Raw genomic sequence first — 22,451 nt, 5'->3', positions numbered from 1 at the left:
ATGACACTCACGCCACACCTATCGCGCCGGAGGCGTCTCACCCAAGGGCACCACGGCCATGGTCAGGCGCGAGACACAGTTGGTCTTGCCGTCATCGCTGGTCAGGCGGATGTCCCAGACCTGGGTGGTGCGGCCGATATGGATCGCCTTGGCCACCGCCGTCACCCGTCCGCTGCGCACACCGCGTAAGTGGTTGGCGTTGATCTCCAGGCCCACGCAATAGAATTTGCTCGGATCAACGCACAAGTAAGCCGCCATCGAGCCAACGCTCTCCGCCAGTACTACCGACGCGCCGCCATGCAGCAGGCCGAAGGGCTGGTGGGTACGCTGGTCGACCACCATGCTGGCGGTGAGGGACTCGTCGTCGAAGCTTTCAAAGCGGATGTCCAGCAGCTCACCGATGGTGTTTTTCTGGCTGGTATTGAGTTGCTCGATATTCGGTTGAGTGCGCCACAGACTCATGGAAATTTTCCTTATTGGTTTTATTACGGCCCTAATCCTGCCACAGAACCACTTCGGTGCGCTCGCTCCACCCCTGAAACTGAGCACCGTAAGTCGACTCGATCACGTTACGCTTGATCTTCAAGGTCGGGGTCAGGAAGCCGTTCTCCACCGCCCAACTGTCTTTCACCACCACCAGTTGGCGCAGGCGTTCATGTTTATCCAACGCGACGTTGACCTGCTCCAGCCACTGTTCAAGGCTGCTGCGCAACGCCCGCCGGTCATGGGCCCCGGTCGATAACACGCACAAGCCTATGGGCGCGGTGAGGCCATCTCCCACCACGCACACTTGCTCGATGCGCGCATGTTCGGCCAGGCGGTTTTCAATCGGCGCGGGGGCCACGTACTTGCCCTTGCTGGTCTTGAAGATTTCCTTGAGCCGCCCGGTCAGGCGCAGGCGGCCTTCGGCATCCTGCTCGCCCTTGTCACCGGTGCGCAGGAAGCCATCAGCGGTGATCGTCTCGGCGGTTTTCTGCGGGTCCTTGAAATAGCCGAGCATAGTCGCGCCGCTGCGCACCTGGACTTCGCCGGTCGGATCGATGCGCACTTCAACCCCCGGGCACGGCAGGCCGATCCAGCCGATCGTCTGCTGGCCGGGCCGACACACATGGGAGTAGCCGCAGTTCTCGGTCATGCCATACACCTCGAGTACATCCAGGCCCAGGCGTCGATACCAGCGCAGCAGCGCCTCAGGCACGGGCGCCGCCCCGGACAGCGCAATGCGCAACGCGTCCAGCCCCAGGCCGGCAAGTACCTTATGGCCCACGCGCCTGCCGATAAACGGCAGGTGCAACAGGGTATCCAGGCGTTTTTGCGGGATTTTGGCATAGACACCCATCTGGAATTTGGTCCAGATACGCGGCACCCCAAACAGTGCCGTGGGCCGTGCCCTGCGCAGGTCCGCCAGGAAGGTGTCGAGGCTTTCGGCAAAAAACACCGTTTGCCCGGTATAGATCGAGGCCATCTCCACGAACATTCGCTCCGCCACATGGCACAGCGGCAGGTAGGAGAGCAGCCGGTCGCCCTCCCCCAGGCCAAACAATTCAGTGCCGCGTGTGGCCGCGAAACCCAGGGCGCCAAAGCTGTGCATCACGCCTTTGGGCAGGCCGGTGGTGCCGGAGGTGTAAATGATGGTGGCAAGGTCGGACGCGGCCGGCAGCGGGTCATCCTGGATCGGCGCACAGGCTTGCAGGTCGGTCCAACTGAAATCGAACGTGCCTGCCGGGCACAGCGGCAGGTTGATGATCGGCACGCCCGCCGGTATGCCAGGAGCCATGGCGGGCCAATCGTCGAGCTTGCCGATAAAGACCAGCGCCGCCTCGGAATGGGTGAGCACATGGGCGACGGAATCGGCAGTGAGGTTGGGGTACAGCGGTACCGAGACATGCCCGGCCATCCAGATCGCCAGGTCGGCAATGATCCAGTGGGCGCAGTTTTTCGAGATCAGGGCAATGTGCGAGCCGGCAGGCAGTGCCCTGGCACGTAGCCAGTGTGCGGCGCAGCGGGCCTGGTGGCCGGCATCGGCCCAGGTGAGGTGCTGCACCTGCCCTGCGCCAATGGGCTGGACCAGAAAGGTTTTGCGCGGATGCCGCGCTTCACGTTCGAAGAAGACCTGTAACGGCAAACGAAAAGCAACGGGCATGGGACGCGCTCCTTTGTGGTCCGACGATAGCCAACCAAGCACTTGCTTGGCTGACTATATAGCACACACAAAGCAGCGATATGACCTACGGATTCTTCACGCTGACCAGGCTCATCAGCCCGGCCAGCGGGAAGTCGCCCTCCAGTTCCGCCAGGCTGGCGGTGTACATCGGCTGCGGCTGGCGCTGATGACCATGCTGCAAAAAGCTGATCAAGCTGCCGACCAGCGGCTGATGGCTGACCAGCAGCACATTGTCATCGCTGTCGAGCTTGTTCAGAACCTCCAGCGGATTGCCCTCCGGCGTGAGCCAAGGCACCGTGCGGATGTCCGCCTCAAAACCCAGCGCATCCCGCACCAACTGTGCAGTTTGCTGCGCCCGCACGTACGGGCTGGCAATGATCGCGCTGAGCGGCTGGCCGATCAGGTGCGCCGCACTGCGCAACACCTCGGCGCGGCCATGCTCGGTGAGGTTGCGCTCGGCGTCCGTGCGGGCCTGGCCCTCGGCCTCACCGTGACGCAAGACCCACACCTTCATAGCTTCGGCTCCTCATCACGCACCGGGTGCGGCGCCGGCGGCACGCTGTGGGCGGCTTCGCCCTCGGGTGCACGCGGAGTCGGCCAGTCGGCGAACGGCCAAGGCTTCTGCTCAGTGTGGAAGCTGCCAAAGCGGCCGATCTGCGCAAGGAACTGGCTGAGGCTGTCGCCGAAGTTCATCAAGCCCAGGTTTGGCGCGCTGTAGACCAAGCGGTAAATCAACTGCACCACCACCAATGCGCCGAGCAGGAACTGCGCCACCTGCCACACCAGGGCAAACACCAGCATCCAGAGGATGCGCAGGAGGATGGACTCGTACTTGGGGGCTGCTTTCGGATCGTTCATGGCGCGTTCCTCAGTTGAAACCACTGGTGGAAATAAAGTCGACGTCGGTTTTGGGTTCGGCGCGCATCAGCAATTCGATGACCTGGTTCAAGGTGCGCCCTTCAAACAGGATCGCATGCAGCCCGGCGACCAGCGGCATGTACACGCCGACTTCCTGGGCCTTGGCCTTGAGCACCTTGAGGGTGTTGACCCCTTCGGCCACTTCGCCCAGGCGCGTCACCGCGTCTTCCAGGCTCAGGCCCTGGCCCAGGGCGAACCCTACCTGGTAGTTGCGGCTTTTCGGCGACGAGCAGGTGACGATCAAGTCGCCCACACCGGCCAGGCCCAGGAAGGTCATGGGGTTGGCGCCCTGGTTCACCGCGAAGCGGGTCATTTCCGCCAGGGCACGGGTAATCAGCATGCTCTTGGTGTTTTCGCCCATGCCCAGCGCCACCGCCATGCCGGCGATGATCGCGTAGACGTTTTTCAGCGCCCCGCCCAGCTCCACGCCAAAGCGGTCGCCACTGGCGTATACGCGGAAGGTCCGGCCATGCAGCACCGCCTGGACACGCTCGCACAGTTCCTCATCCTCGCTGGCGATCACCGTAGCGGTCAGCGCGTGCTCGGCGACTTCCCGCGCCAGGTTCGGCCCGGACAGCACACCAATGCGCGCCTGGGGAGCGATCTCTGCAAGGATTTCGCTCATCAGCTTGAAGGTCTGCGCCTCGATGCCCTTGGTCAGGCTGACCAGCAGCTTGCCCGCCAGGCGCTCGGCATGGGGCGCCAGCACCGAGCGCAAGGCGCTGGAAGGCAGCGCAACAAAGCACAGGTCGCAGTCCGTCAGGGTGGCCAACAGGTCGGTGACCGGCTCGACCGCCGGATGAATCTTGATGCCTTTAAGGTAACGGGGGTTTTCGCGGTGTACGCGAATCGCCTCGGCCTGCTCGGGATCACGCATCCACTGGCGCACCGGGTGACCGTTCTCGGCCAGCAGGTTAGCCACGGCGGTACCAAAACTTCCGCCTCCCAGGACCGCAATAGGGCGCTGTTCAGTCATATGCAATCCGTTAATCCATACCAGTGGCGATGGCGGCATTATACGGAGCGACCCGCTTGCGGCCAGCCCCCGTATCAAATCCTACGTTCGTCGGGAAATACCATACCCGTGTGACGCAATTGCAAGGGCGACGACTGGCAAATAGCCTCGCCTCAGTTAACATGGGCGGCTATCCGTCATTATCAAGGCCATGTCGTGTATTTGGGCCCTCCTTCCCGTTCATCTCTACTGCTTATGCTGTTGTGCAGTGCACCTGCGCTGGCTGACGACCTGTTCCTCGACAGCCAGCCGCTGCCGCAGGTATTGACCGCCACGCGCCTAAAGCAGTCGGCCGCCGCCGTGCCGGGCAGCATGACCGTGATCGACAGCGAGTTGATCAAGGCCAGCGGCGCAAGGGACATCAGCGAACTGCTGCGCCTGGTGCCGGGGATGATGGTCGGCTACACCACCGGCAACCAGGCGGCCGTGAATTACCACGGCACCAGTGCCAGCGATGCGCGACGCATGCAGGTGTTGATCGACGGGCGTTCGGTGTACCGCGCGGGCCTGGCCACGGTGGACTGGAGCGACATTCCGGTGGCGATGGAGGACATCGAGCGCATCGAGGTCTTCCGCGGCCCCAACACCGTCAGCTACGGGGCGAATGCCTTGATGGCGGTGGTCAATATCCTTACGCGCTCGCCGGCCAACAGCCATGGCTCACGGGTGAAGGTGATTCGCGGTGAGCGGGGCATCGATGACTTTTATGCCAGCCAGGGCGTGGGCTGGGAAACCGGCGATCTGCGTCTGTCGCTGTCCGGGCAACAGGACGATGGCTTTGACAGCGATGCCGTTGGCGCCGATCGCCGGGACGGCCGTCGCCTCAACCGCTTCAGCCTGGCAGTGAGCCAGACCTTGAACACGCAGCAGAGTATCGACTGGCAACTGAACGCCAAGGAAGGCACTAACCAGCGCCCTTACACCTACGCCCCGGTATTCGCCGGGATTACCGAGGGCGGCGACAATTCCGACGTCACGGCCAAGGACTACGCCGGTTCCCTGCGCTGGAACTTTGATTTCAACCCCGAGCACAGCCTGTATATCCAAGGCTCGGCCCAGCAGTGGGACCGCCGGCAAATCTGGAAGGCCTGCGACGCCAAGGTCTCGTTCAGCCCCGAGCTGACCCAGTTGTGGCAGCTCAACCCCAACTATGCCGAACGGCTGGCCCGGCACATGGACACCTACAGCCAGGGCTCCGCGCCACCGGGCAGTGCTGCCGAACAAGCCTTGGCCAACCAGGTACTGGACCAGTGGCGCAACGGCGCCAACCAGAGCGTCTGCGGTGACATCGACCAGAGCACCCGCGAAAGCCGCTACGACATGGAAATCCAAGACACCCTCAGCCTGTCCGACAGCCTGCGTCTGGTCAGCGGCATGAACTACCGCTACGACCGCGCCGACTCGGATACCTACTTCAACGGCACCTTGGACGACACCACCTGGCGCCTGTTCGGCCAGCTGGAATGGCGCGCCAGTGAGCATTGGCTGCTGCAAGGCGGCGCCATGTTCGAAGACACGCACCTGAGCGGCCATTCGCTGACGCCAAGGGTGGCGGTCAACTATTTGATCAATCCGCGCCACGGCTTGCGCGCGGTGTACTCAGAAGCCATCCGTTCGCCGGACATGTTCGAGAACAACGTCAACTGGAGCTACCGCGTCACCAACCTCAGTTCACCGGCCTATGGGCAGAGTTCCGGAGAGTACTTCGTGAAAACGCGGGGTCCGGGCAACCTCGACAAAGAGCTGATGCGCTCGCGGGAGCTGGGCTACAACGGGTTCTTTGCCGACATCGGGCTGAACATGGACGTGAAGCTGTTCTACGACGAAATCACCGACATGATCAGCTCGCCGCTGCGCAATAACCAGTACATTGCCAGCAACGCCAACAGTTCGCGGTTTACCGGCGCCGAGTCCCAGTTCGACTGGCGCGTAAGCAACGCCGACCGCCTGCGGCTGACCTATGCTTACGTCGACGCCACCACCAGCAACCCGCTGGACAAAGCGCAGACCGCGCGTAACAGTGGCTCGGCCGGCTGGTTGCGCGAATGGGGCCAAGGTTGGTCCAGCGCGCTGTTCTACTATGGCGACGACGCACTCAACCAATATCGTTTCGAACGGGTCGACCTGCGGGTGGCCAAGCGCATTGCCCTGGGCAAAGCCAATGTGGAGCTGGCCGGCATGTTGCAACAACGCCTCGATAACCAGCCCACCACCTGGGCCGATAACACTTACGACCATCGTCACGTACTCTACTTCAGCGCGGAGTTAGAGTTCTGACATGGGCGACTCGTCACGGATGACCTTCTTCTTTATCTATAAGCTCCGGCGACTTGCCGTGCTGCTGGCCGGCCTGTTGCTGTGCGCACCGGCCTGGAGCGCCGAGATCCTGCTGACCGCCGCCGAAGACGGCGCCGGGGTAGAAGCCTTTGCCCAGGCGCTGGCCCAGCAACGTCCCGAAGACCGCATCACCTTCACGCCCCTCGCCGACTTGCCAGCGCCAAGCCACCTGCCCGCCGGCACACGCCTGATCCTGCTCGACCTGCCCGGCCTCGACTGGCGCCTGCGGGATCCCCAAGGCCCGCCGACGCTGGTACTGCGCATCAGTCGGCTACAAGCCCATCAGCGCCCGGAGGCCTCACGGCACGCGCGGGTCAGCCTGTTGTGGAGCGACCCACCGCTGGAGCGGCAACTGCGCCTGATCACCAGCGTCCTGCCCCAGGCACGGCGCATCGGCGTGCTCTACGGCGTCGACAGTGAATTCCTGCTGCCCGAACTGCGCCAGCATGCGGCGGCCTTGGAGCTGGAGATCGTGCCGCAGCGCTGGGACAACACTAACGACAGTCGTCCGCTGCAAAGCCTGTTCAGGAACAGCGACGTGCTGCTCGGCCTCGATGACCCGCAGTTGTACAACCCGAAGACCGCAAAGAACCTGCTGCTGAGCAGCTACGCCCAGCAATTGCCGCTGTTCGGGCCCAACGCAGGGTTTGTCCGAGCCGGCAGCCTCGCCAGCACCTACAGCGACCAGAACGACTGGCTGGCAGTACTCGACCGTTTGCTGGACCAGCCGCCGGCCGGTTGGCCACGCGCGCTGTACCCCGAACACTTCAAAGTCGTGGGTAACGCGCAAGTCGCACGCTCACTGGGCATCGAACAGGTGGACGAAGCCAACGTCGCCGCCCGAATGGCCGAAGGAGAAAAACGCCCATGACCTTGCGTCGTCGTTGGGACATCAATACCCGCACCCAGCTCATCACCCTGGGCCCGGCGCTGTTGCTGACGTTGCTGTTGATCAGCTTCTTCACCTTCGTGCGTATCCAGGACCTGCGCCAGGAACTGGACCACACCGGCCAATTGATCGCCAACCAACTGGCACCCGCCACCGAATATGGGGTGATCTCGGGCAACAACGATGTGCTCGACAGCCTGCTGCGCGCCACGCTGGCCACGCCCCATGTGCGCTTCCTGGAGATTCAGGACAGCAGCGAAAATATCCTGGTGTACGTCGAACAACCCTCGGAGAAACACGACCGCTCGCTGTCGGTAAAAGTGTTCCAGGCGCCGATCCGCCTGCAACATATCCAGCTGGGCAATGACTTTTTCCAGGACAACCTCAATGAACCCAAGGCACCCCGCGCGGATTACCTGGGCCGGGTGATCGTCGGTATGTCCAATGACGCCTTCAGCCAGCGCCAGCAGGAAATCCTGTTCAAGGCCGGTATCCTCGCGCTGTTCGCCCTGCTGTTTACGTTCCTGCTCGCCCGGCGCCTGGCGGCGAGCCTGTCGCAACCGATCAGCGCCATGGGCCATGCGGTCAAGGCCATCCAGCAAGGCGACTACAAAACGCCGCTGCCGATTGTGGATGACTCGGAACTGGGCGACCTGTCGCGGCATATCAACAACCTCGCCGAAGGCCTCAACCAGGCCAGCCGCGAACAACAGCAGGCCATCGCCCAGTTGATCCAGACCCGCGAAGAGGCCGAACGGGCCAACAACGCCAAGTCAGACTTCCTGGCCATGATGAGCCACGAACTGCGCACGCCGATGAACGGCGTGCTGGGCATGCTGCAACTGCTGGAAACCACCGAAATGACCGAGGAGCAGACTGAATACGCGGCGCTGGCCTCCGAATCCACCGAGCACTTGCTCAAGGTGATCAACGACATTCTCGACTTCTCACGCATCGAACGCGCCGCCCTGGAGCTGGAGCATATCCCGTTCAACCTGGCCGACCTGATCAACAGTTGCGCCCAGGCCTTCCAGCACAGCGCCCAGCAGCGCGGGCTGGCGCTCAAGCTGCCGATCCCGCCCGGCATGGACGCACTCCGGGTACAGGGCGATCCGACGCGGATCCGCCAGATCCTGGTGAACCTGATCGGCAATGCCTTGAAGTTCACCGAACACGGCACCGTCAGCGTCGAGCCCCACTGGCAGATCCTCGACCATGAGTTGGTGTGGTTCACCTGCACCGTGCGTGACAGCGGCATCGGGATTTCCGCCGAGCGCCTGGAATTGATGTTCGATGCGTTCCAGCAGGCCGACAGTTCCATTTCAAGACGTTACGGCGGCACCGGTCTTGGGCTGCCCATCGCCCGTACCCTGGCCGAACGCATGGGCGGCACCCTGCGCGCGCAGAGCGAAGAAGGCCGTGGCTCGGTGTTTACCCTGGAGATCCCCCTGGCCATCGACCAGCACAGCCAGCCGTCGATCGTCCTGGATGCCGAGGGCAAGCACAGCGCCGGCGAGGGTCGCCATGTGTTACTGGTGGAGGACAACCCGGTCAACCGCACCGTGGTCGAAGCCATGCTGCGCAGCCTGGGCTTTGAAGTCAGCCTGGCCACCGATGGCGCCGAGGCGATCCGCAGTGCCGAGAGCCTGATTTTCACCGCGATCCTGATGGATTGTCGCCTGCCCTTGATCGACGGCTACGAAGCCACTCGGCAGATCCGCCAACTGCCCGGCTGCGCTGACCTGCCGATCATCGCCCTGACCGCCAACGCCTTGCAGGGCGATCGGGAAGCTTGTCTTGCGGCCGGAATGAACGATTACCTGGCCAAGCCGTTCAAACGCACGGATTTGCAGCAAATCCTGCAGCGCTGGGTGCAATAGCGGCGCGCCATCAGCCAACTCCGACTGGCGTGAAAGACGAAAGTGCGGCAGTCTTAGGCACCCGAACGGGCCCATAAACAGGCTCGGTTTAAAATTTCAGTGAACAAGTGTACATTCAGTGCCTTGCCGCTGTGACTTTCACTACAACGCAATAGTCTATGTGTAGGCTGCCGACATGAGGCATGAACGCTTCATTCGGTTCGGGAAGATTTGCCCTACCCTGCCGCATGGGATTATTGAGGAGCTCGCATGACCAAACAAAACGCCTTTACTCGGGAAGACCTGCTGCGCTGCAGTCGCGGTGAGCTGTTCGGCCCAGGTAACGCGCAACTGCCCGCCCCGAACATGCTGATGGTGGATCGCATCACCCATATCAGCGAAGAGGGTGGCAAGTACGGCAAAGGTGAATTGGTCGCCGAGCTGGATATCACCCCGGACCTGTGGTTCTTCGCCTGTCACTTCGAAGGTGACCCTGTCATGCCGGGCTGCCTGGGCCTCGACGCCATGTGGCAACTGGTCGGCTTCTACCTGGGCTGGCAAGGCCTGCCAGGCCGTGGCCGCGCCTTGGGTTCGGGCGAAGTGAAGTTCTTTGGCCAGGTCCTGCCGACCGCCAAGAAAGTCACCTACAACATTCAAATCAAGCGCGTCCTCAAGGGCAAGCTGAACCTGGCCATCGCTGACGGTTCGGTGACTGTCGACGGTCGCGAGATCTATACTGCCGAAGGCCTTCGGGTCGGCGTATTTACTTCCACTGACAACTTTTAAGGGTTATCCGCATGCGCCGCGTCGTTATCACTGGTCTGGGCATCGTTTCTTGCCTGGGCAATGACAAAGAGACCGTCACCGCTAACCTGCGTGCAAGTCGCCCTGGCATCCGCTTCAACCCGGAATATGCCGAAATGGGTCTGCGTAGCCAGGTTTCCGGCTCCATCGACCTGCCCCTCGAAGAACTGATCGATCGCAAGATCTATCGTTTCGTGGGCCACGCTGCCGCCTATGCCTACCTGGCCATGAAAGACGCCATCGCCGACTCCGGCCTGAGCGAAGACCAGGTATCGAACGTACGCACCGGCCTGATCGCCGGCTCCGGCGGCGCATCGACCCTCAACCAGATGGAAGCGCTGGACATCCTGCGCGAAAAAGGCGTGAAGCGCGTTGGCCCGTACCGTGTCACGCGGACCATGGGCAGCACCGTTTCGGCCTGCCTGGCCACGCCGTTCCAGATCAAGGGCGTGAACTACTCGATCTCCTCCGCATGCGCCACCAGTGCACACTGCATCGGCACCGCCGTTGAGCAGATCCAACTGGGCAAGCAGGACATCGTGTTCGCCGGCGGCGGTGAAGAAGAACATTGGAGCCAGTCGTTCCTGTTCGACGCCATGGGTGCGCTGTCCACCCAGTACAACGAAACCCCGGAAAAGGCCTCCCGCGCCTACGACGCCAAGCGTGACGGTTTCGTCATCGCCGGCGGTGGCGGCATGGTGGTGGTCGAGGAGCTGGAACACGCTCTGGCCCGTGGCGCCAAGATCTACGCGGAAATCGTCGGCTACGGCGCTACTTCCGATGGCTACGACATGGTTGCCCCAAGCGGTGAAGGCGCCATCCGTTGCATGCAGATGGCGATGTCCACCGTGGACACCCCGATCGACTACCTGAACACCCACGGCACATCGACTCCGGTCGGCGATGCCAAGGAAATGGAAGGCGTGCGTGCGGTATTCGGCGACAAGGCCCCGTCCATCAGCTCTACGAAGAGCCTGTCGGGTCACTCCCTGGGCGCCGCCGGCGTTCACGAAGCGATCTACTGCCTGCTGATGATGGAAGGCAACTTCATGGCCGGTTCGGCCAACATCGACGAGATCGACCCGGTCGTCGCCGATATGCCGATCCTGACCAAGACAGTTGAAAACGTCAAAGTCGACACCGTGATGAGCAACAGCTTCGGCTTTGGTGGCACTAACGCCACCCTGGTGCTGAAACGCTGGCAGGGTAAATAAGCCCCGCAGGTTGATCACATGAAAAAGCCCCGACTGGTTCGGGGCTTTTTTATGGACGACTGGATGCCCCCTTGCAACCGGTCTCCTGGAAGTTATCAATGCTCCGCCGCATTTGCGTTAGACGAGAACGCAATATCAACGCACACCATCATCGCGAGGCGGTTTAGGCAGGATGGCCAGGAAGTTGTCCATCGCCACTTTGTGGGCAACGTCTTCAGGCAATGCATCAAGGAAGACATCAAAGCGGTGCATTTCCTTACCCAGCTTGTTGAAACGCCCGACGACGTCCGAACCCAGCATAAAGCGCTCCGGGAAGCGCTCTACCAGCGTTACCCACTCTGGCCGAGGCTTACCCGCCTCATCCAGCAAGTACGGCGTGAGCATGCTCCAGGAGAGGTCGATGTACAGGTTGGGGTAGGCCTCGAGCATGCGACTCAACGTCGGCAGCAAAAAGTCCATCTGCACCTGATGGCGGTGAATCTCCTTGCTGGTGCCGGCATGGGCCCAGATAAAGCGGGTGTGCGGGTGGTTGCGCAGTGGCTCTTCAACTTCGGCCAAATACAGCGGGTTGCGCTCGCGCTTGGAGGTGATGTTGGAGTGCAGCATTACCGGCAAGTCGTTTTCCGCCGCCAGATGATAGATGCGCGTCATGGCTTCGTTATTGGCGCGCGGGGTGTCGCCGGAGGTGAGGGCGGTAAGGTCGTCGTGACGGGTGAAGACTTCACCGATGCCCTGCCACAGCCCTGGGTTGAGGTCGAGCATGCGCTGGATATGGGCGGCGGAGTTCTTGTCGTTGGGGTTGAAGCCGGACAGAAAGGGATGAAAGTGTTGGCGCTGTTCAGGTGTCAGTTTATTGACCGCTGCGGCAACAATCACGTCAGTGGCGCTGTACCAATAGGCGTCCGCATCGTCGCCGGCGTAGTAGCGCGGGCGCTTGGGTTCGTCTTCGTGCCACTTCTTTGCGACGGGAATGCCGGAAATCATTACATGTTCGATGCGATTTTCTGCCATCGCCGTAAGCAGTTTGTCCATACCCGCCGTTTCCTGGAAGAAATCCACGTAATGCAGGTGCGCGTCACTGTAGGCATAGTCGCGGGCCTGCACGGCAAGGCTGGTGGCGGCGAGCAACAGGGCAAGACTCAGGCGGGTCCAGGGCACGGTATAACCTCGATAAGGGCGAATACCGGTAGACCTTACGCGCCATACCGGGGTTCAGCCGGCAAAAAATGTGGAACACCCCAGTGCCAGCATGCTCTATAACTGCATGACCTTCATCCTGCCACCCCGTGAGGTTTGCCATGCCTGTTACCGTCAATACGCTGAACGCAGACAACTTCCGCCACAGCGTCAACATCAACAACCACGAGCTGTTTACCGACCTGCCCAAGAGCCTGGGTGGTGACGACTCGGCGCCCTCCCCCCACGATTACTTCGATGCCGCGCTGGCTTCGTGCAAGGCATTGACCGTCAAGCTGTATGCCCAGAAGAAGGACATCCCGCTGACCGGCGTGACCGTGGAAGTCACCCACGACGCCACCGAAGAGCAAAAGGGCAAATACAAGCTCAACGTCAAGCTGACGCTCAAGGGCGTACTCACCGACGAACAGCGCGACGAGTTGCACCGCGTGGCCGATCGCTGCCCGGTACACAAGCTGATGACCACCGCCGAGGTCACCATCGAAACCCACCTTTCGGAAGGTGCGTTCAGCCAATAGCGGCAACCTCTCGTCGAGCGGGTTATGCTCAGTACCATCTAACCCGCTCAGACTGGGATGCACCATGACCCCTCTCACCGTGATCCGACCACGTGCCGAAGATGTCGAAGGCCAGCCGATCCTGCGGCCACTGCCCTCGCGGGAATGCCGCAGCGTCGGACCCTTTGTGTTTTTCGACCATATGCTGCCTACCCGCTATGCGCCGGGCAGCGGCATGGATATCCGCCAACATCCACATATCGGGCTATCCACCCTCACCTACCTGTTTGAAGGCGTGCTGCAGCACAAGGACAGCCTGGGTTCCGACCAAGTGGTCGAGGCCGGGGATGTCAGCTGGATGACCGCCGGCAGTGCGATCGCCCATGTTGAGCGCACACCCGAAACACTCAAGGCCAGCGGTTTCAATATGCATGGCCTGCAAGTGTGGCTGGCATCGCCCAAGGACCATGAAGAGGGACCGGGGCATTACAGCCATCACCCAGCGGCGAGCCTGCCGGTGAGTGACAACCTGGGTGTCCGGATTCGCCTGATCGCCGGCAGTGGCTTCTGCCTCAAATCACCGGTGCCGGTGCTGTCGCCTACGTTGTATGCGGATGTGCAGATGCAAACGGCCACGACCTTGCTGATTCCTGACGAGCACGAGGAACGCGCGGTGTATGTGCTGGAGGGTGAAGCACAGCTGGAGGGCGAGCTGCTTGAAGTGTACAGCCTGGTGGTACTGCCGGCCGGGCAGGCAATGACCCTGTTCGCCGAGAGCGATTGCCACTTGGTGGTGTTTGGCGGAGCACCGCTGGATGGACCACGGCGGATCAATTGGAATTTTGTCGCGAGCAATCCGTTGAAGATCGAGCAGGCCAGGCAACGGTGGGCGGCTGGGGATTGGCCGACGGTACCGGGTGAAACTGAAAGAATTGAGTTGCCGGTGAGATAGCTATCGGGGGCAAGCCCCCTCCCACATTTGAACTGCGTACAGCTTCACAGTCCGCGGTATTTTTCATTCAGTGCATACAGGATCGCGCAGGTTTCGGCATCCAACACACCGCAATAATCCCGCGGCCGAAAGTGCATCTGAAATGCTCGGGTCCGCCGCTCGAACGCCTGGCGATTCTGCGCAGGCTTATAGCCGTAGCGCTGAAATGCCCGCTCCACCTCCACTTCAGGCGGTAAGCCGACACAGAACCGGCGCTGGTACATGGCTCGCGTCGACGGGTCAAACCATGCCCCGATTCCCGCCTCGAAAAAACCGCGCCATGGCAGCCGAGGCCCCGGATCGCTCTTGCGCCAGTAGGCCACGTCCGAATGCCCGAGGATGTCCGTCGGCCCGATCTGCGGGTAGCGACCGAGGATGTCGCGCAGCAGTGCGGTCAGGACCTCGATCTGCTCCTCAGCGTACGCAGGAAAGGTCAACACGCCGCCGTCATCCCGCGCCAGGTTAACGATCTCGATACCGATCGAGCAGCCATTGAGGTCGTCCCGCCCGCCCCACTGGCTTACGCCGGCATGCCAGGCGCGCTGGCCTTCGTCCACCAGGCGAAACGCGCGCAGTTCGTCATAACCCGCAGCGCGGTAGCTGGGCTCTTGCGGGTCGGGCAATAGATAGTGAGCGCTGACCCCGTCCTGGGTCAGGCGGCGCAGGGATGACGCAAAAGGTGCCGCGGTGTAATGCAGGATCAGTTGCCCCACAGGCTCGCCATTGCGTTCGTTGAAACCCGTGGCGGGGAAACTGGTGTCGATGACCAACATAAGAACCGTCCTTTTCAATGCAGGCCGAATCATTCGGCCCGTTCAAGCGCAAAAAAACTAGCGCCATCCTGAAGACTTGAACGTCACAGGGGCGGTAACTATTTGGCACTCGAAAGAACGGCGATCAGCATCGCAGCGGCATGCCCAGCTCAACACGCAAGCCATCCGCCTGGCTGTCGAACTTCAACGAGCAGGAACAGCGCTGAACAATCGCCTGCACAATCGCCAGGCCCAGGCCGCAGCCTTCGCTGTTGCCGTTGCGCCAGAAGCGTTGGGTCAGGTATTGCAGGTCTTCGGCGGATATCTGCTTGCCGTGGTCTCGCACGCGGAAGACGACTTGATCGGCAGCGGTGAACACGCTCAGCTCCACTCGGGTGTCGGCCGGGGTATGGCGCAAGGCGTTGTCCAGCAGGTTGCGCAGGGCTGCGACGGCCAGGCCCACCGGCATTTCCACCGGGGTTTTGGTGAGGTTGTCCGCCAGGATCAGGTCGATGCGCGTGTTGTCACCGGCATTGGCGTCCTGGATGGCCAGACGCGCGACTTCCTCCGCGTTGGACTGCACGCCATCGTCAAACGACAGGCTGCCTTCCACCCGCGCCAGCAGCAGCAATTGCTCCAGGGTGCGATGCAAGCGGTCGGCGCCCTCCTCGGCATGGGCCAGGGACTGATCGCGGGCCGCGCCCTCGGTCATGCGCGCCACTTGCAGGTGGGTCTTGATCGCTGTCAACGGGCTGCGCAGCTCGTGGGCAGCGTCACCCGTGAGACGGCGTTCGCGCTCGATGGTCTTGGCGATGCGCTGCAACAGTTGGTTCTGGGTGTCGAGCAGCGGTTTGAGCTCACTGGGCAGCGGGTGGATCTGCAACGGTTCAAGGGAGTCGGCACTGCGGCGCATCAGCGCGTCACGCATGCGGTTGAGCGGCAACAGGCTCTGGCCGATGCCCAGCCACAGCAGGCACAGGCAACCCAACATGGCCACACCCACCGGCACTGACGCCGCGAGCAGGATCGACATATTCAACGCCTCGCGCTCCACCTGACGGTCGGCAGTAGTGATCAACAGGTCGCCACGGGACAGGGTAAAACTGCGCCAGCCCACACCATCGATGACCTGGTCACGAAAGCCGCTCTTGCGCGACTCCAGACCCTCATCCGGCGTGGTATGGCTGCGGGCGAGGATTTCCCCGCGCAAGGAGCTGACCTGGCACGCCATGCCCCCCGGCACATTGAGTTGCTCGGCACTGAAATGCGCGCCGCCGCTCACACTGGCCAGGCCCGGCATCTGCTCCGTGAGCCCCGCGACCATACGCGCCGACGCTACCAGGCGCTGGTCGAGGGAGAACATCATCTGGTTGCGCAGGTCATTGAGCATCCAGGCGGCCGCCAGGGCCCAGATCAACACAAAAGCGGCGCCCAGCTTGAACGTCAGGCGCAGGCGCAGGCTTTTCACGAAGCATTCTCTCCATCATCTGCCGGGCCCAGGCGATAACCCAGGCCACGCACGGTCTCGACGATGCCATTGCCCAATTTGCGCCGCAGGTGGTGGATATGCACGTTGAGGGCGTTGCTTTCCAATTCATCGTTGAAGCCGTAGACGCTGTCCTTGAGTTGCTCGCTGGACAGCACCCGGCCCTTGTTGTGCAGCAGCGCCTGCAACAGCGCCTGCTCGCGCCGGGACAGGTCCACCGGCTGGCCGCCCAACAGGGTTTCGCGGCTGCTCGGGTCGTAGGTCAGCCGGCCGTGCTCGATCAGGTTGACGCTGCGCCCCGCCATCCGGCGCAACAGGGTTTGCAGGCGTGCGGCCAATTCGCGCAGGTCGAAGGGTTTGAGCAGGTAGTCATCGGCACCGGCTTGCAGGCCGTCGACGCGGTTGGTCACCGAATCCCGCGCGGTGAGGATCAGCACCGGAATCTCCAGGCCCTGGCTGCGCAACTGTTGCAGCAGCTTGAGGCCGTCTTCGTCGGGCAGGCCGAGGTCGAGCACCATGATGTCGAAGGCCGCCGCCTTGAGCATCGCACGTGCAGCCGCCGCCGTGGCCACGCGCTCGACTGTAAAGCCCTGGGCACCGAGGCCGGCCACGATGCCGCTGGCGATCAGTTCGTCGTCTTCACAGACCAGTACGTGCATGGTGAACCCTTCATGAAAGATGGGGGTGATTAAAAATGCAGCGGATTAAGCGCAGATTATGCCGTGAAAAGATGCAAGCTCAGATAATCCCTACACTTTAGAATAGCGCCCGGTTAATCATCGGTTAATCAACGCCACACATTGTGTGCCTCACTTGCATCGAACTAAGGCTTGACCATGCGGCATCTGTTTACCTTTCTGCTGGTGTTATTCGCGGGGTTCGCCCAGGCCGCGCCGGGCAATCCGTTTGAGACCAAACCCGATTTCCTCCCGGTGGGCAAGGCCTTCACCTTTACCTCCGAACGTCTTGAAAGCGGCGAGACCCAGCTGTATTGGCAGATTGCCGACGGTTATTACCTGTACAAGCAGCGCATGAAGTTCGATGGCCTGGCCGAAAAGCCGGCGCTGCCCCAAGGCGAGGCCCATAGCGATGAATTCTTCGGCGATCAGGAGGTGTATCGCCAGGGCTTGGAAGTGAAGATTCCGGCCGGCACCACCGGCCAGGTCAAGCTGGGCTGGCAGGGCTGCGCCGATGCGGGCCTGTGCTATCCGCCGCAGTCGATCACCGTGGATCTGGGCGGCAACCCGGCCGTCGCCGCGACCGCCGAAGCCCAGGACCAGAGCCTGGCCAGCGGCCTGCAACAACGCAGCCTGGGCTGGAGCTTGCTGGTGTTCTTCGGCCTGGGCCTGTTGTTGGCGTTTGCCCCGTGTTCGTTGCCGATGCTGCCGATCCTCGCCGGCCTGGTGGTGGGCAGCGGCGCCAGCCCGCGTCGCGGCTTTGCCCTGGCCAGCAGCTATGTGGTGTGCATGGCGCTGGTGTATGCCGCGCTCGGCGTACTGGCCGCCCTGCTCGGCGCCAACCTCGCCGCGTTGCTGCAAACCCCGTGGATCCTCGGTAGCTTCGCAGCCTTGTTCGTGATCCTCGCCCTGCCGATGTTCGGCTTCTTTGAACTGCAACTGCCGGTGGCGCTGCGTGATCGCCTGGATAACGTCAGCCGCAACCAGAGCGGCGGCAGCCTGGTCGGCGCCGGGGTGCTTGGCGCCCTCTCCGGCCTGCTGGTTGGCCCCTGCATGACGGCCCCCCTGGCCGGTGCACTGCTGTATATCGCCCAGAGCGGCAATGCGCTGCACGGCGGGCTGATCCTGTTCGCCATGGGCATCGGCATTGGTGTGCCGCTGCTGTTGCTGGTCACCGTGGGCAACCGCTTCCTGCCTAAGCCGGGCACTTGGATGAATGTACTCAAGGGCATCTTCGGCTTCCTGTTCCTGGCCACCGCCGTGCTGATGATTCGGCCTGTGGTCGGCGAAAACCTGTGGCTCGGCCTGTGGGGCGCATTGGCCATGGCCATGGCCTACTGCGGCTGGCGCCTGGCCCAGGATTTCGGGCGGGTCGCCATGCTGTTCGGCGCCGGCTCCGTGATCGTGGGATTGTGGGGCGGCCTGCTGCTCGTTGGTGCAGCGGGTGGCAGCGATGACCTGTGGCAACCGTTGAAGGTCTACAGCGGCTCGCAGACCACTCCCGCGCCCTCCGCCCACGAAGCCTTCATGACCCTCAATGACCCCGCCGTGCTGCAAAACCAGCTCGACAGCGCCAAGGCCCAAGGCCAATGGGTACTGGTGGACTATTACGCCGACTGGTGCGTGTCGTGCAAAATCATGGAAAAGCAGGTGTTCGGCAAGCCCGAAGTGCTGGATGCGCTGAAAGACGTGCGCCTGCTGCGCCTGGATGTCACCGCCGACAACGCCGCCAGCCGCGAGTTGCTGGGCCGCTACAAAGTGCCGGGGCCGCCGACCTTCCTCTGGATCGGCCCCAACGGTGAAGAACGCCGCGCCCAACGCATCACCGGCGAGGTGGGTGCCGAGACGTTCCTGCAACGCTGGAACCAGACCCGGGACGCCCTCTGATGCTGACCCTGACCATCGGCACCTTCGCCATCGCGCTGAATCATATCCTGCTGATCAGCGCGTTGATTCTTGCCACCCTGGTGGGCTGGCGCGTGGCCAAGCGTGGCGGTGAGAATCCGGAATCGGTGCTGTTCAGCCTGTTCCTGCTGGGCATGCTGGCCGCCCGCGTCAGCTTTGTGCTGATGTACTGGAGCTACTACAGCAACGACTGGCTGCAGATGGTCGACCTGCGCGACGGCGGCTTTCTCGCCTGGCCCGGTATCGTCGTCCTGATCCTCGGTGCGCTGCTCTATGGCTGGCGTCGCCCGGCGCTGCGCAAGCCGCTGAGCGCCGGGGTCATCACCGGCCTGGTGTTCTGGGGCATGACCAGCCTGGCCCTGAACCTCTACGACAAGGGCACGCAACTGCCGCAGATCACCTTGCGCAATGCCGATGGCCAAGAGGTGCAACTGACCGATTACAAGGGTGGCCCGCTGGTGATCAACCTGTGGGCCACCTGGTGCCCGCCGTGCCGCCGCGAAATGCCGGTGCTGGAGCGTGCGCAACACCAACGCCCCGACGTGACCTTCCTGTTCGTCAACCAGGCCGAAAGCATGCAAAGCGTCAGCACCTACCTGGCCACCCAGGGCCTGACGCTCGATAACGTATTGTTCGACGCCAGCGGCCGACTCGGCCAGGCCGTGGGTTCCATGGCCCTGCCAACCACGCTGTTCTACTCAGCCGACGGGCGCCTGATCAACAGCCACCTGGGCGAGTTGTCCCAGGCCAGCCTGGCCCGTGCCATGGAACCCTTCGACACCGCCACGACAAGGAAACCGACATGCCTCGCCTCCGCCACCTGCTGACCCTGCTGCCGCTGACGCTCGCGGCGACCCTGGCCCAGGCCGAAGACTGGCCGGCACCGATCAAACAGATCGAAGCCAAGGGCGCCAAAATCATCGGCAAATTCGACGCCCCCAGCGGCCTCACTGGCTACGCCGCGCAATACCAGAACCGCGGCATGGCCCTGTACCTGACTGCCGACGGCAAGAGCGTGATCGCCGGCAATCTGTACGACGCCCAGGGCAATGACCTGAGCAGCGCGCCCCTGGAAACACTGGTGTATGCGCCGATGGCCAAGGAAGTCTGGGCCAAGATGGAAAAAAGCAGCTGGATCCAGGACGGCGACAAAAACGCGCCGCGCATCGTCTACCTGTTCAGCGACCCCAACTGCCCGTACTGCAACATGTTCTGGGAACAGGCGCGGCCATGGGTAAAAGCCGGCAAGGTGCAGTTGCGCCACATCATGGTCGGCATCATCCGCGAAGACAGTGCCGCCAAGTCGGCCGCCCTGTTCGCCGCCAAAGACCCGCAAAAAGCCCTGGAAGAACACGAAGCCGCCGGCAAAGGCAGCAAATTGCAGGCGCTGGCCAAGATCCCGGCGGAGATCGAAGCCAAGCTCGATGCCAATATGAAGTTGATGGATGAGCTGGAACTGTCGGCGACGCCGGCGATTTTCTACCTGGATGACAAGGGTGGCTTGCAGCAACAGCAAGGCGCACCGTCGCCGGAGAAGTTGGTGAAGATTATGGGACCGAAGTAAGCGGCGCCTGGTCTGACGCCATCGGGGCATGGGTATCTACACAACTTTCAGGCTGAAAAATCTCTTTGTGGTGAGGGAGCTTGTTTCCGTGGCGGCCTTCGGGCCGACCGCTTTTTGGGGTTTGGGTGAGTACATATCCGTTGCTGCGGTAACGGCGGCTATGGGTTCCGCCCTTACGGCCAGCCCTTTCAAGGTCTTTTGGCTTTAGCGGCCTTGAGCACCCGATCCGTCGACACGTGAGCATTCGCGGCTTTGCCTTCCAGCCACTCTTTGGATTTAGGCACCTTCGGGCCCCGTTTGCTCTTGGCGACGGCTTTGGGTAAGACATTTTTCGCCAGCGTCAGTAGGTACGGAGCCAGCCCATCTTCGGGAAGGGGGATCGATAAGGGCTCTGACGGCAAGGCAATCTGCAGGCCCTCATATCCGCTGCGTACCTGTACCGTCAGGTGAAAAATCGATGCTTCCCAATCGTCGGGCACGGTCTGACGATGAGCCTGTTCAACACTGCGCTTGAGCACCGCCAAGACGTTGTAGGCCAGCACTGCGGATGCAAACCCGAGCAAAGCTGCCTTGGGGTTACCCAAGGTTTCGATTTCGCTGTCCAACACCGATTCCAGGCGCTGGAACATTCCTTCGATGCTCCAGCGACGGCGATACAAATCGGCGATTTGCTCGGCACTGATCGAGTCGGGCAAGTTGCTCCAGAACAACAGCGCGGTGTCGCCAGACTCGGTGGGGGTTTGCAGGGTCAGTTCGACACGTCGCCACTGGCGGCCACCTTGAACTTCGATGATTTGTTCGCGCACGGAGCCCGCCACGACGGGGATAGATTCTTGCCAGTCACCTTCCTTAAGCAAACGTGGATGCTTGCTTGGTTCGCGAATGATGAAGCAAGCCCCGGACTCTTCGCAGGCCTCCATGACGGGGAGCGTGCAGTAGAGCCTATCCGCCATCCACAGTTGCCCCGCACAGGCCTTTTCCAGCAAGGGCAGCACGCTGACACGCTCGCTGGCGTAGGCATCCTCACAAGGCTGAAGATCGACGACCTGGTCCAGATCCGGGTCGTAGACCACCACGGAAAAACCAGGCCGAGCGGCGCCCCGTTCACGGCGCAAAGCGCCCAGACGCTTTTCGCTAGATGGCAGGTGGTTGCCGTCAACGACCCGCAGTTGCCAGCCAGGCAAAATGGCTGAGTGCCCCAGCTCTTTTATCGTCGGGGCCAAGCGCTCTGCGCTGCCGGTGACCAGGGCGCGCAGCAGCGCAGGCTCTGTGCGGCTGACCTTGTCATACAGCGCCGTCAAGCTGACTGGAAGGTCTTCCATCTGTCGCGCAGCGGCATGCAGCGAAGGCCGCAAGCCCAATGAAACAAGGGACATCAGCTCAACGATGGTCGAGAACAACAGCTCACGTGGGTACTGCCGTTGACGATGTTCTTCGAACATCTGATCGATCCAGTCGGCAGGAACAGCCTGCTCCAGAATCACTCTGGTCATGACACTGACCGGTGCTTTTTTTTCAAACCGCGCTAGAACTTCTGCCCACATCGCTTTCGTCACCCTGACTGGAGTTTTGTGGGATTTTATCAAAGACCTTGAAAGGGCTGGCCCTTACGGCGGGTCACTTTGGAAAAGCCCCAAAGTAACCAAAGGGCTCTTGCCCCACCACTCGGTACCTCGCCTAGGCTCGGTATGCCCTCACTCCGGCTTGAATCCGTGGGCCGCCGTCCTGGGCCATCCATGGCCCAGGACGGCTAACCCGGCGTCCTGCCGGGTTACCCTCGGATTCAAGCCTGCGCTCGGCCAGCGTGGTTAACGGGGCGCCTGAGATCAAGATCAAAAGCCAGAGCCAGAGCCAGATCAAAAGATTGCTGACTTCGTCAGCGGTTAAGGAAGTAGAAGCCACACCGCGTACGCTTCAAAGATCAGGTCGGCTTTAAGGCCGCCTCGCTCTGTTTTTGATCTGGGATCGCCCCGTCAAACACGCTGGCCGAACGCAGGCTTTGGAGCGTGGGTAACCCGGCAGGACGCCGGGTTAGCCGCACTGGGCCAAGGATGGCCCATTGCGGCGGCCCACGCTCCAAAGCCGGAGTGAGGGCACACCGAGCCTAGGCGAGGTGCCGAGTGTTGGGGCGAAGCGTTTTTGGTTACTTTTGGCGCTCTTCCAAAAGTGACCCGCCGTAAGG

At 62.1% G+C, this 22,451-nt stretch carries 20 protein-coding genes; 10 read left to right on the top strand and 10 right to left on the bottom strand.

Translation table 11 applies throughout. The annotated features are described in order from the left end of the window. Positions 1-18: 18 nt before the first annotated feature. From AB1462_RS12090 to AB1462_RS12070, 5 genes are all read right to left on the bottom strand, one after another. Positions 19-462, bottom strand: coding sequence for a hotdog fold thioesterase (locus AB1462_RS12090; RefSeq protein ID WP_259194568.1), 444 nt, complete (start codon positions 460-462; stop codon positions 19-21). A gap of 31 nt (positions 463-493) precedes the next feature. Next, on the bottom strand, positions 494-2,143 hold the full coding sequence (locus AB1462_RS12085; protein ID WP_259194567.1) for an AMP-binding protein: 1,650 nt from the start codon (positions 2,141-2,143) through the stop codon (positions 494-496). 85 nt (positions 2,144-2,228) lie between these two features. Further along, positions 2,229-2,678, bottom strand: a complete 450-nt coding sequence (gene sixA, locus AB1462_RS12080; RefSeq protein WP_090399908.1) for a phosphohistidine phosphatase SixA — start codon at positions 2,676-2,678, stop codon at positions 2,229-2,231. Then, on the bottom strand, positions 2,675-3,022 hold the full coding sequence (locus tag AB1462_RS12075; RefSeq protein WP_090399910.1) for a DUF4389 domain-containing protein: 348 nt from the start codon (positions 3,020-3,022) through the stop codon (positions 2,675-2,677). The genes sixA and AB1462_RS12075 overlap by 4 nt, the downstream gene beginning before the upstream one ends. A 10-nt stretch (positions 3,023-3,032) precedes the next feature. After that, positions 3,033-4,058 carry an NAD(P)H-dependent glycerol-3-phosphate dehydrogenase gene (locus AB1462_RS12070; RefSeq protein ID WP_259194566.1) on the bottom strand — a complete coding sequence of 342 codons (1,026 nt, stop codon included), beginning with the start codon at positions 4,056-4,058 and terminating at the stop codon, positions 3,033-3,035. A gap of 195 nt (positions 4,059-4,253) precedes the next feature. Between AB1462_RS12070 and AB1462_RS12065 the strand changes: the two genes are divergently transcribed. From AB1462_RS12065 to fabB, 5 genes are all read left to right on the top strand, one after another. Further along, entirely contained in the window at positions 4,254-6,374 is a 2,121-nt protein-coding gene (locus AB1462_RS12065) for a TonB-dependent receptor (protein WP_338062206.1), read from the top strand. A 1-nt stretch (position 6,375) separates the two neighbouring features. After that, positions 6,376-7,305, top strand: a complete 930-nt coding sequence (locus AB1462_RS12060; RefSeq protein ID WP_090399917.1) for an ABC transporter substrate-binding protein — start codon at positions 6,376-6,378, stop codon at positions 7,303-7,305. Continuing rightward, positions 7,302-9,203: an ATP-binding protein gene (locus AB1462_RS12055; RefSeq protein ID WP_090399919.1), complete on the top strand. Its 1,902-nt coding sequence runs from the start codon at positions 7,302-7,304 to the stop codon at positions 9,201-9,203. The genes AB1462_RS12060 and AB1462_RS12055 overlap by 4 nt, the downstream gene beginning before the upstream one ends. A gap of 249 nt (positions 9,204-9,452) precedes the next feature. Continuing rightward, positions 9,453-9,968 (top strand): 3-hydroxyacyl-[acyl-carrier-protein] dehydratase FabA, encoded by a 516-nt coding sequence (fabA, locus tag AB1462_RS12050; protein WP_003210552.1) that lies wholly within the window; start codon positions 9,453-9,455, stop codon positions 9,966-9,968. A gap of 11 nt (positions 9,969-9,979) precedes the next feature. Beyond that, entirely contained in the window at positions 9,980-11,200 is a 1,221-nt protein-coding gene (fabB, locus tag AB1462_RS12045) for a beta-ketoacyl-ACP synthase I (protein WP_090399921.1), read from the top strand. Positions 11,201-11,335: 135 nt separating this feature from the next. Here the strand turns inward: fabB and AB1462_RS12040 are convergent, their stop codons facing one another. Further along, entirely contained in the window at positions 11,336-12,358 is a 1,023-nt protein-coding gene (locus tag AB1462_RS12040) for an amidohydrolase (protein ID WP_259194563.1), read from the bottom strand. Between the two features lie 140 nt (positions 12,359-12,498). Between AB1462_RS12040 and AB1462_RS12035 the strand changes: the two genes are divergently transcribed. Next, positions 12,499-12,915: an OsmC family protein gene (locus AB1462_RS12035; protein WP_090399925.1), complete on the top strand. Its 417-nt coding sequence runs from the start codon at positions 12,499-12,501 to the stop codon at positions 12,913-12,915. Positions 12,916-12,979: 64 nt separating this feature from the next. Continuing rightward, on the top strand, positions 12,980-13,846 hold the full coding sequence (locus tag AB1462_RS12030) for a pirin family protein (RefSeq protein WP_090399927.1): 867 nt from the start codon (positions 12,980-12,982) through the stop codon (positions 13,844-13,846). A gap of 44 nt (positions 13,847-13,890) precedes the next feature. On the opposite strand, the gene AB1462_RS12025 is transcribed toward AB1462_RS12030, so the two are convergent. The 3 genes from AB1462_RS12025 to AB1462_RS12015 form a co-directional block, all read right to left on the bottom strand. Next, positions 13,891-14,658, bottom strand: a complete 768-nt coding sequence (locus AB1462_RS12025; protein ID WP_090399929.1) for an N-acetylmuramoyl-L-alanine amidase — start codon at positions 14,656-14,658, stop codon at positions 13,891-13,893. A gap of 124 nt (positions 14,659-14,782) precedes the next feature. Further along, positions 14,783-16,105, bottom strand: coding sequence for an ATP-binding protein (locus AB1462_RS12020; protein ID WP_090399931.1), 1,323 nt, complete (start codon positions 16,103-16,105; stop codon positions 14,783-14,785). Further along, positions 16,102-16,782: a response regulator gene (locus tag AB1462_RS12015; RefSeq protein ID WP_090399933.1), complete on the bottom strand. Its 681-nt coding sequence runs from the start codon at positions 16,780-16,782 to the stop codon at positions 16,102-16,104. Before AB1462_RS12015 ends, AB1462_RS12020 begins: the two co-directional genes overlap by 4 nt. A gap of 177 nt (positions 16,783-16,959) precedes the next feature. Here AB1462_RS12015 and dsbD point away from each other — a divergent pair, with 177 nt between their 5' ends. The 3 genes from dsbD to dsbG are packed head-to-tail and all read left to right on the top strand — an operon-like array spanning position 16,960 to position 20,269. Continuing rightward, the gene (gene dsbD, locus AB1462_RS12010; RefSeq protein ID WP_367246769.1) at positions 16,960-18,687 is read left to right on the top strand and encodes a protein-disulfide reductase DsbD; all 1,728 of its coding nucleotides are present in this window, start codon (positions 16,960-16,962) and stop codon (positions 18,685-18,687) included. Beyond that, complete coding sequence (locus AB1462_RS12005; protein WP_090399937.1) at positions 18,687-19,532, top strand: TlpA disulfide reductase family protein; 846 nt, start codon at positions 18,687-18,689, stop codon at positions 19,530-19,532. The genes dsbD and AB1462_RS12005 overlap by 1 nt, the downstream gene beginning before the upstream one ends. After that, a complete protein-coding gene (gene dsbG, locus AB1462_RS12000) occupies positions 19,508-20,269 on the top strand; it encodes a thiol:disulfide interchange protein DsbG (protein ID WP_367246768.1) in 762 nt (253 codons plus the stop codon). Before AB1462_RS12005 ends, dsbG begins: the two co-directional genes overlap by 25 nt. A 188-nt stretch (positions 20,270-20,457) precedes the next feature. On the opposite strand, the gene AB1462_RS11995 is transcribed toward dsbG, so the two are convergent. After that, positions 20,458-21,762, bottom strand: a complete 1,305-nt coding sequence (locus AB1462_RS11995; protein ID WP_367246767.1) for an IS4 family transposase — start codon at positions 21,760-21,762, stop codon at positions 20,458-20,460. Positions 21,763-22,451: the final 689 nt, after the last annotated feature.

This window comes from Pseudomonas sp. SB113 (genome assembly GCF_040754745.1).
GTDB lineage: Bacteria > Pseudomonadota > Gammaproteobacteria > Pseudomonadales > Pseudomonadaceae > Aquipseudomonas > Aquipseudomonas grimontii.
The sequence above is the reverse complement of the archived record's forward strand: the minus strand, read 5'-3'. Positions and strand labels throughout refer to the sequence as shown.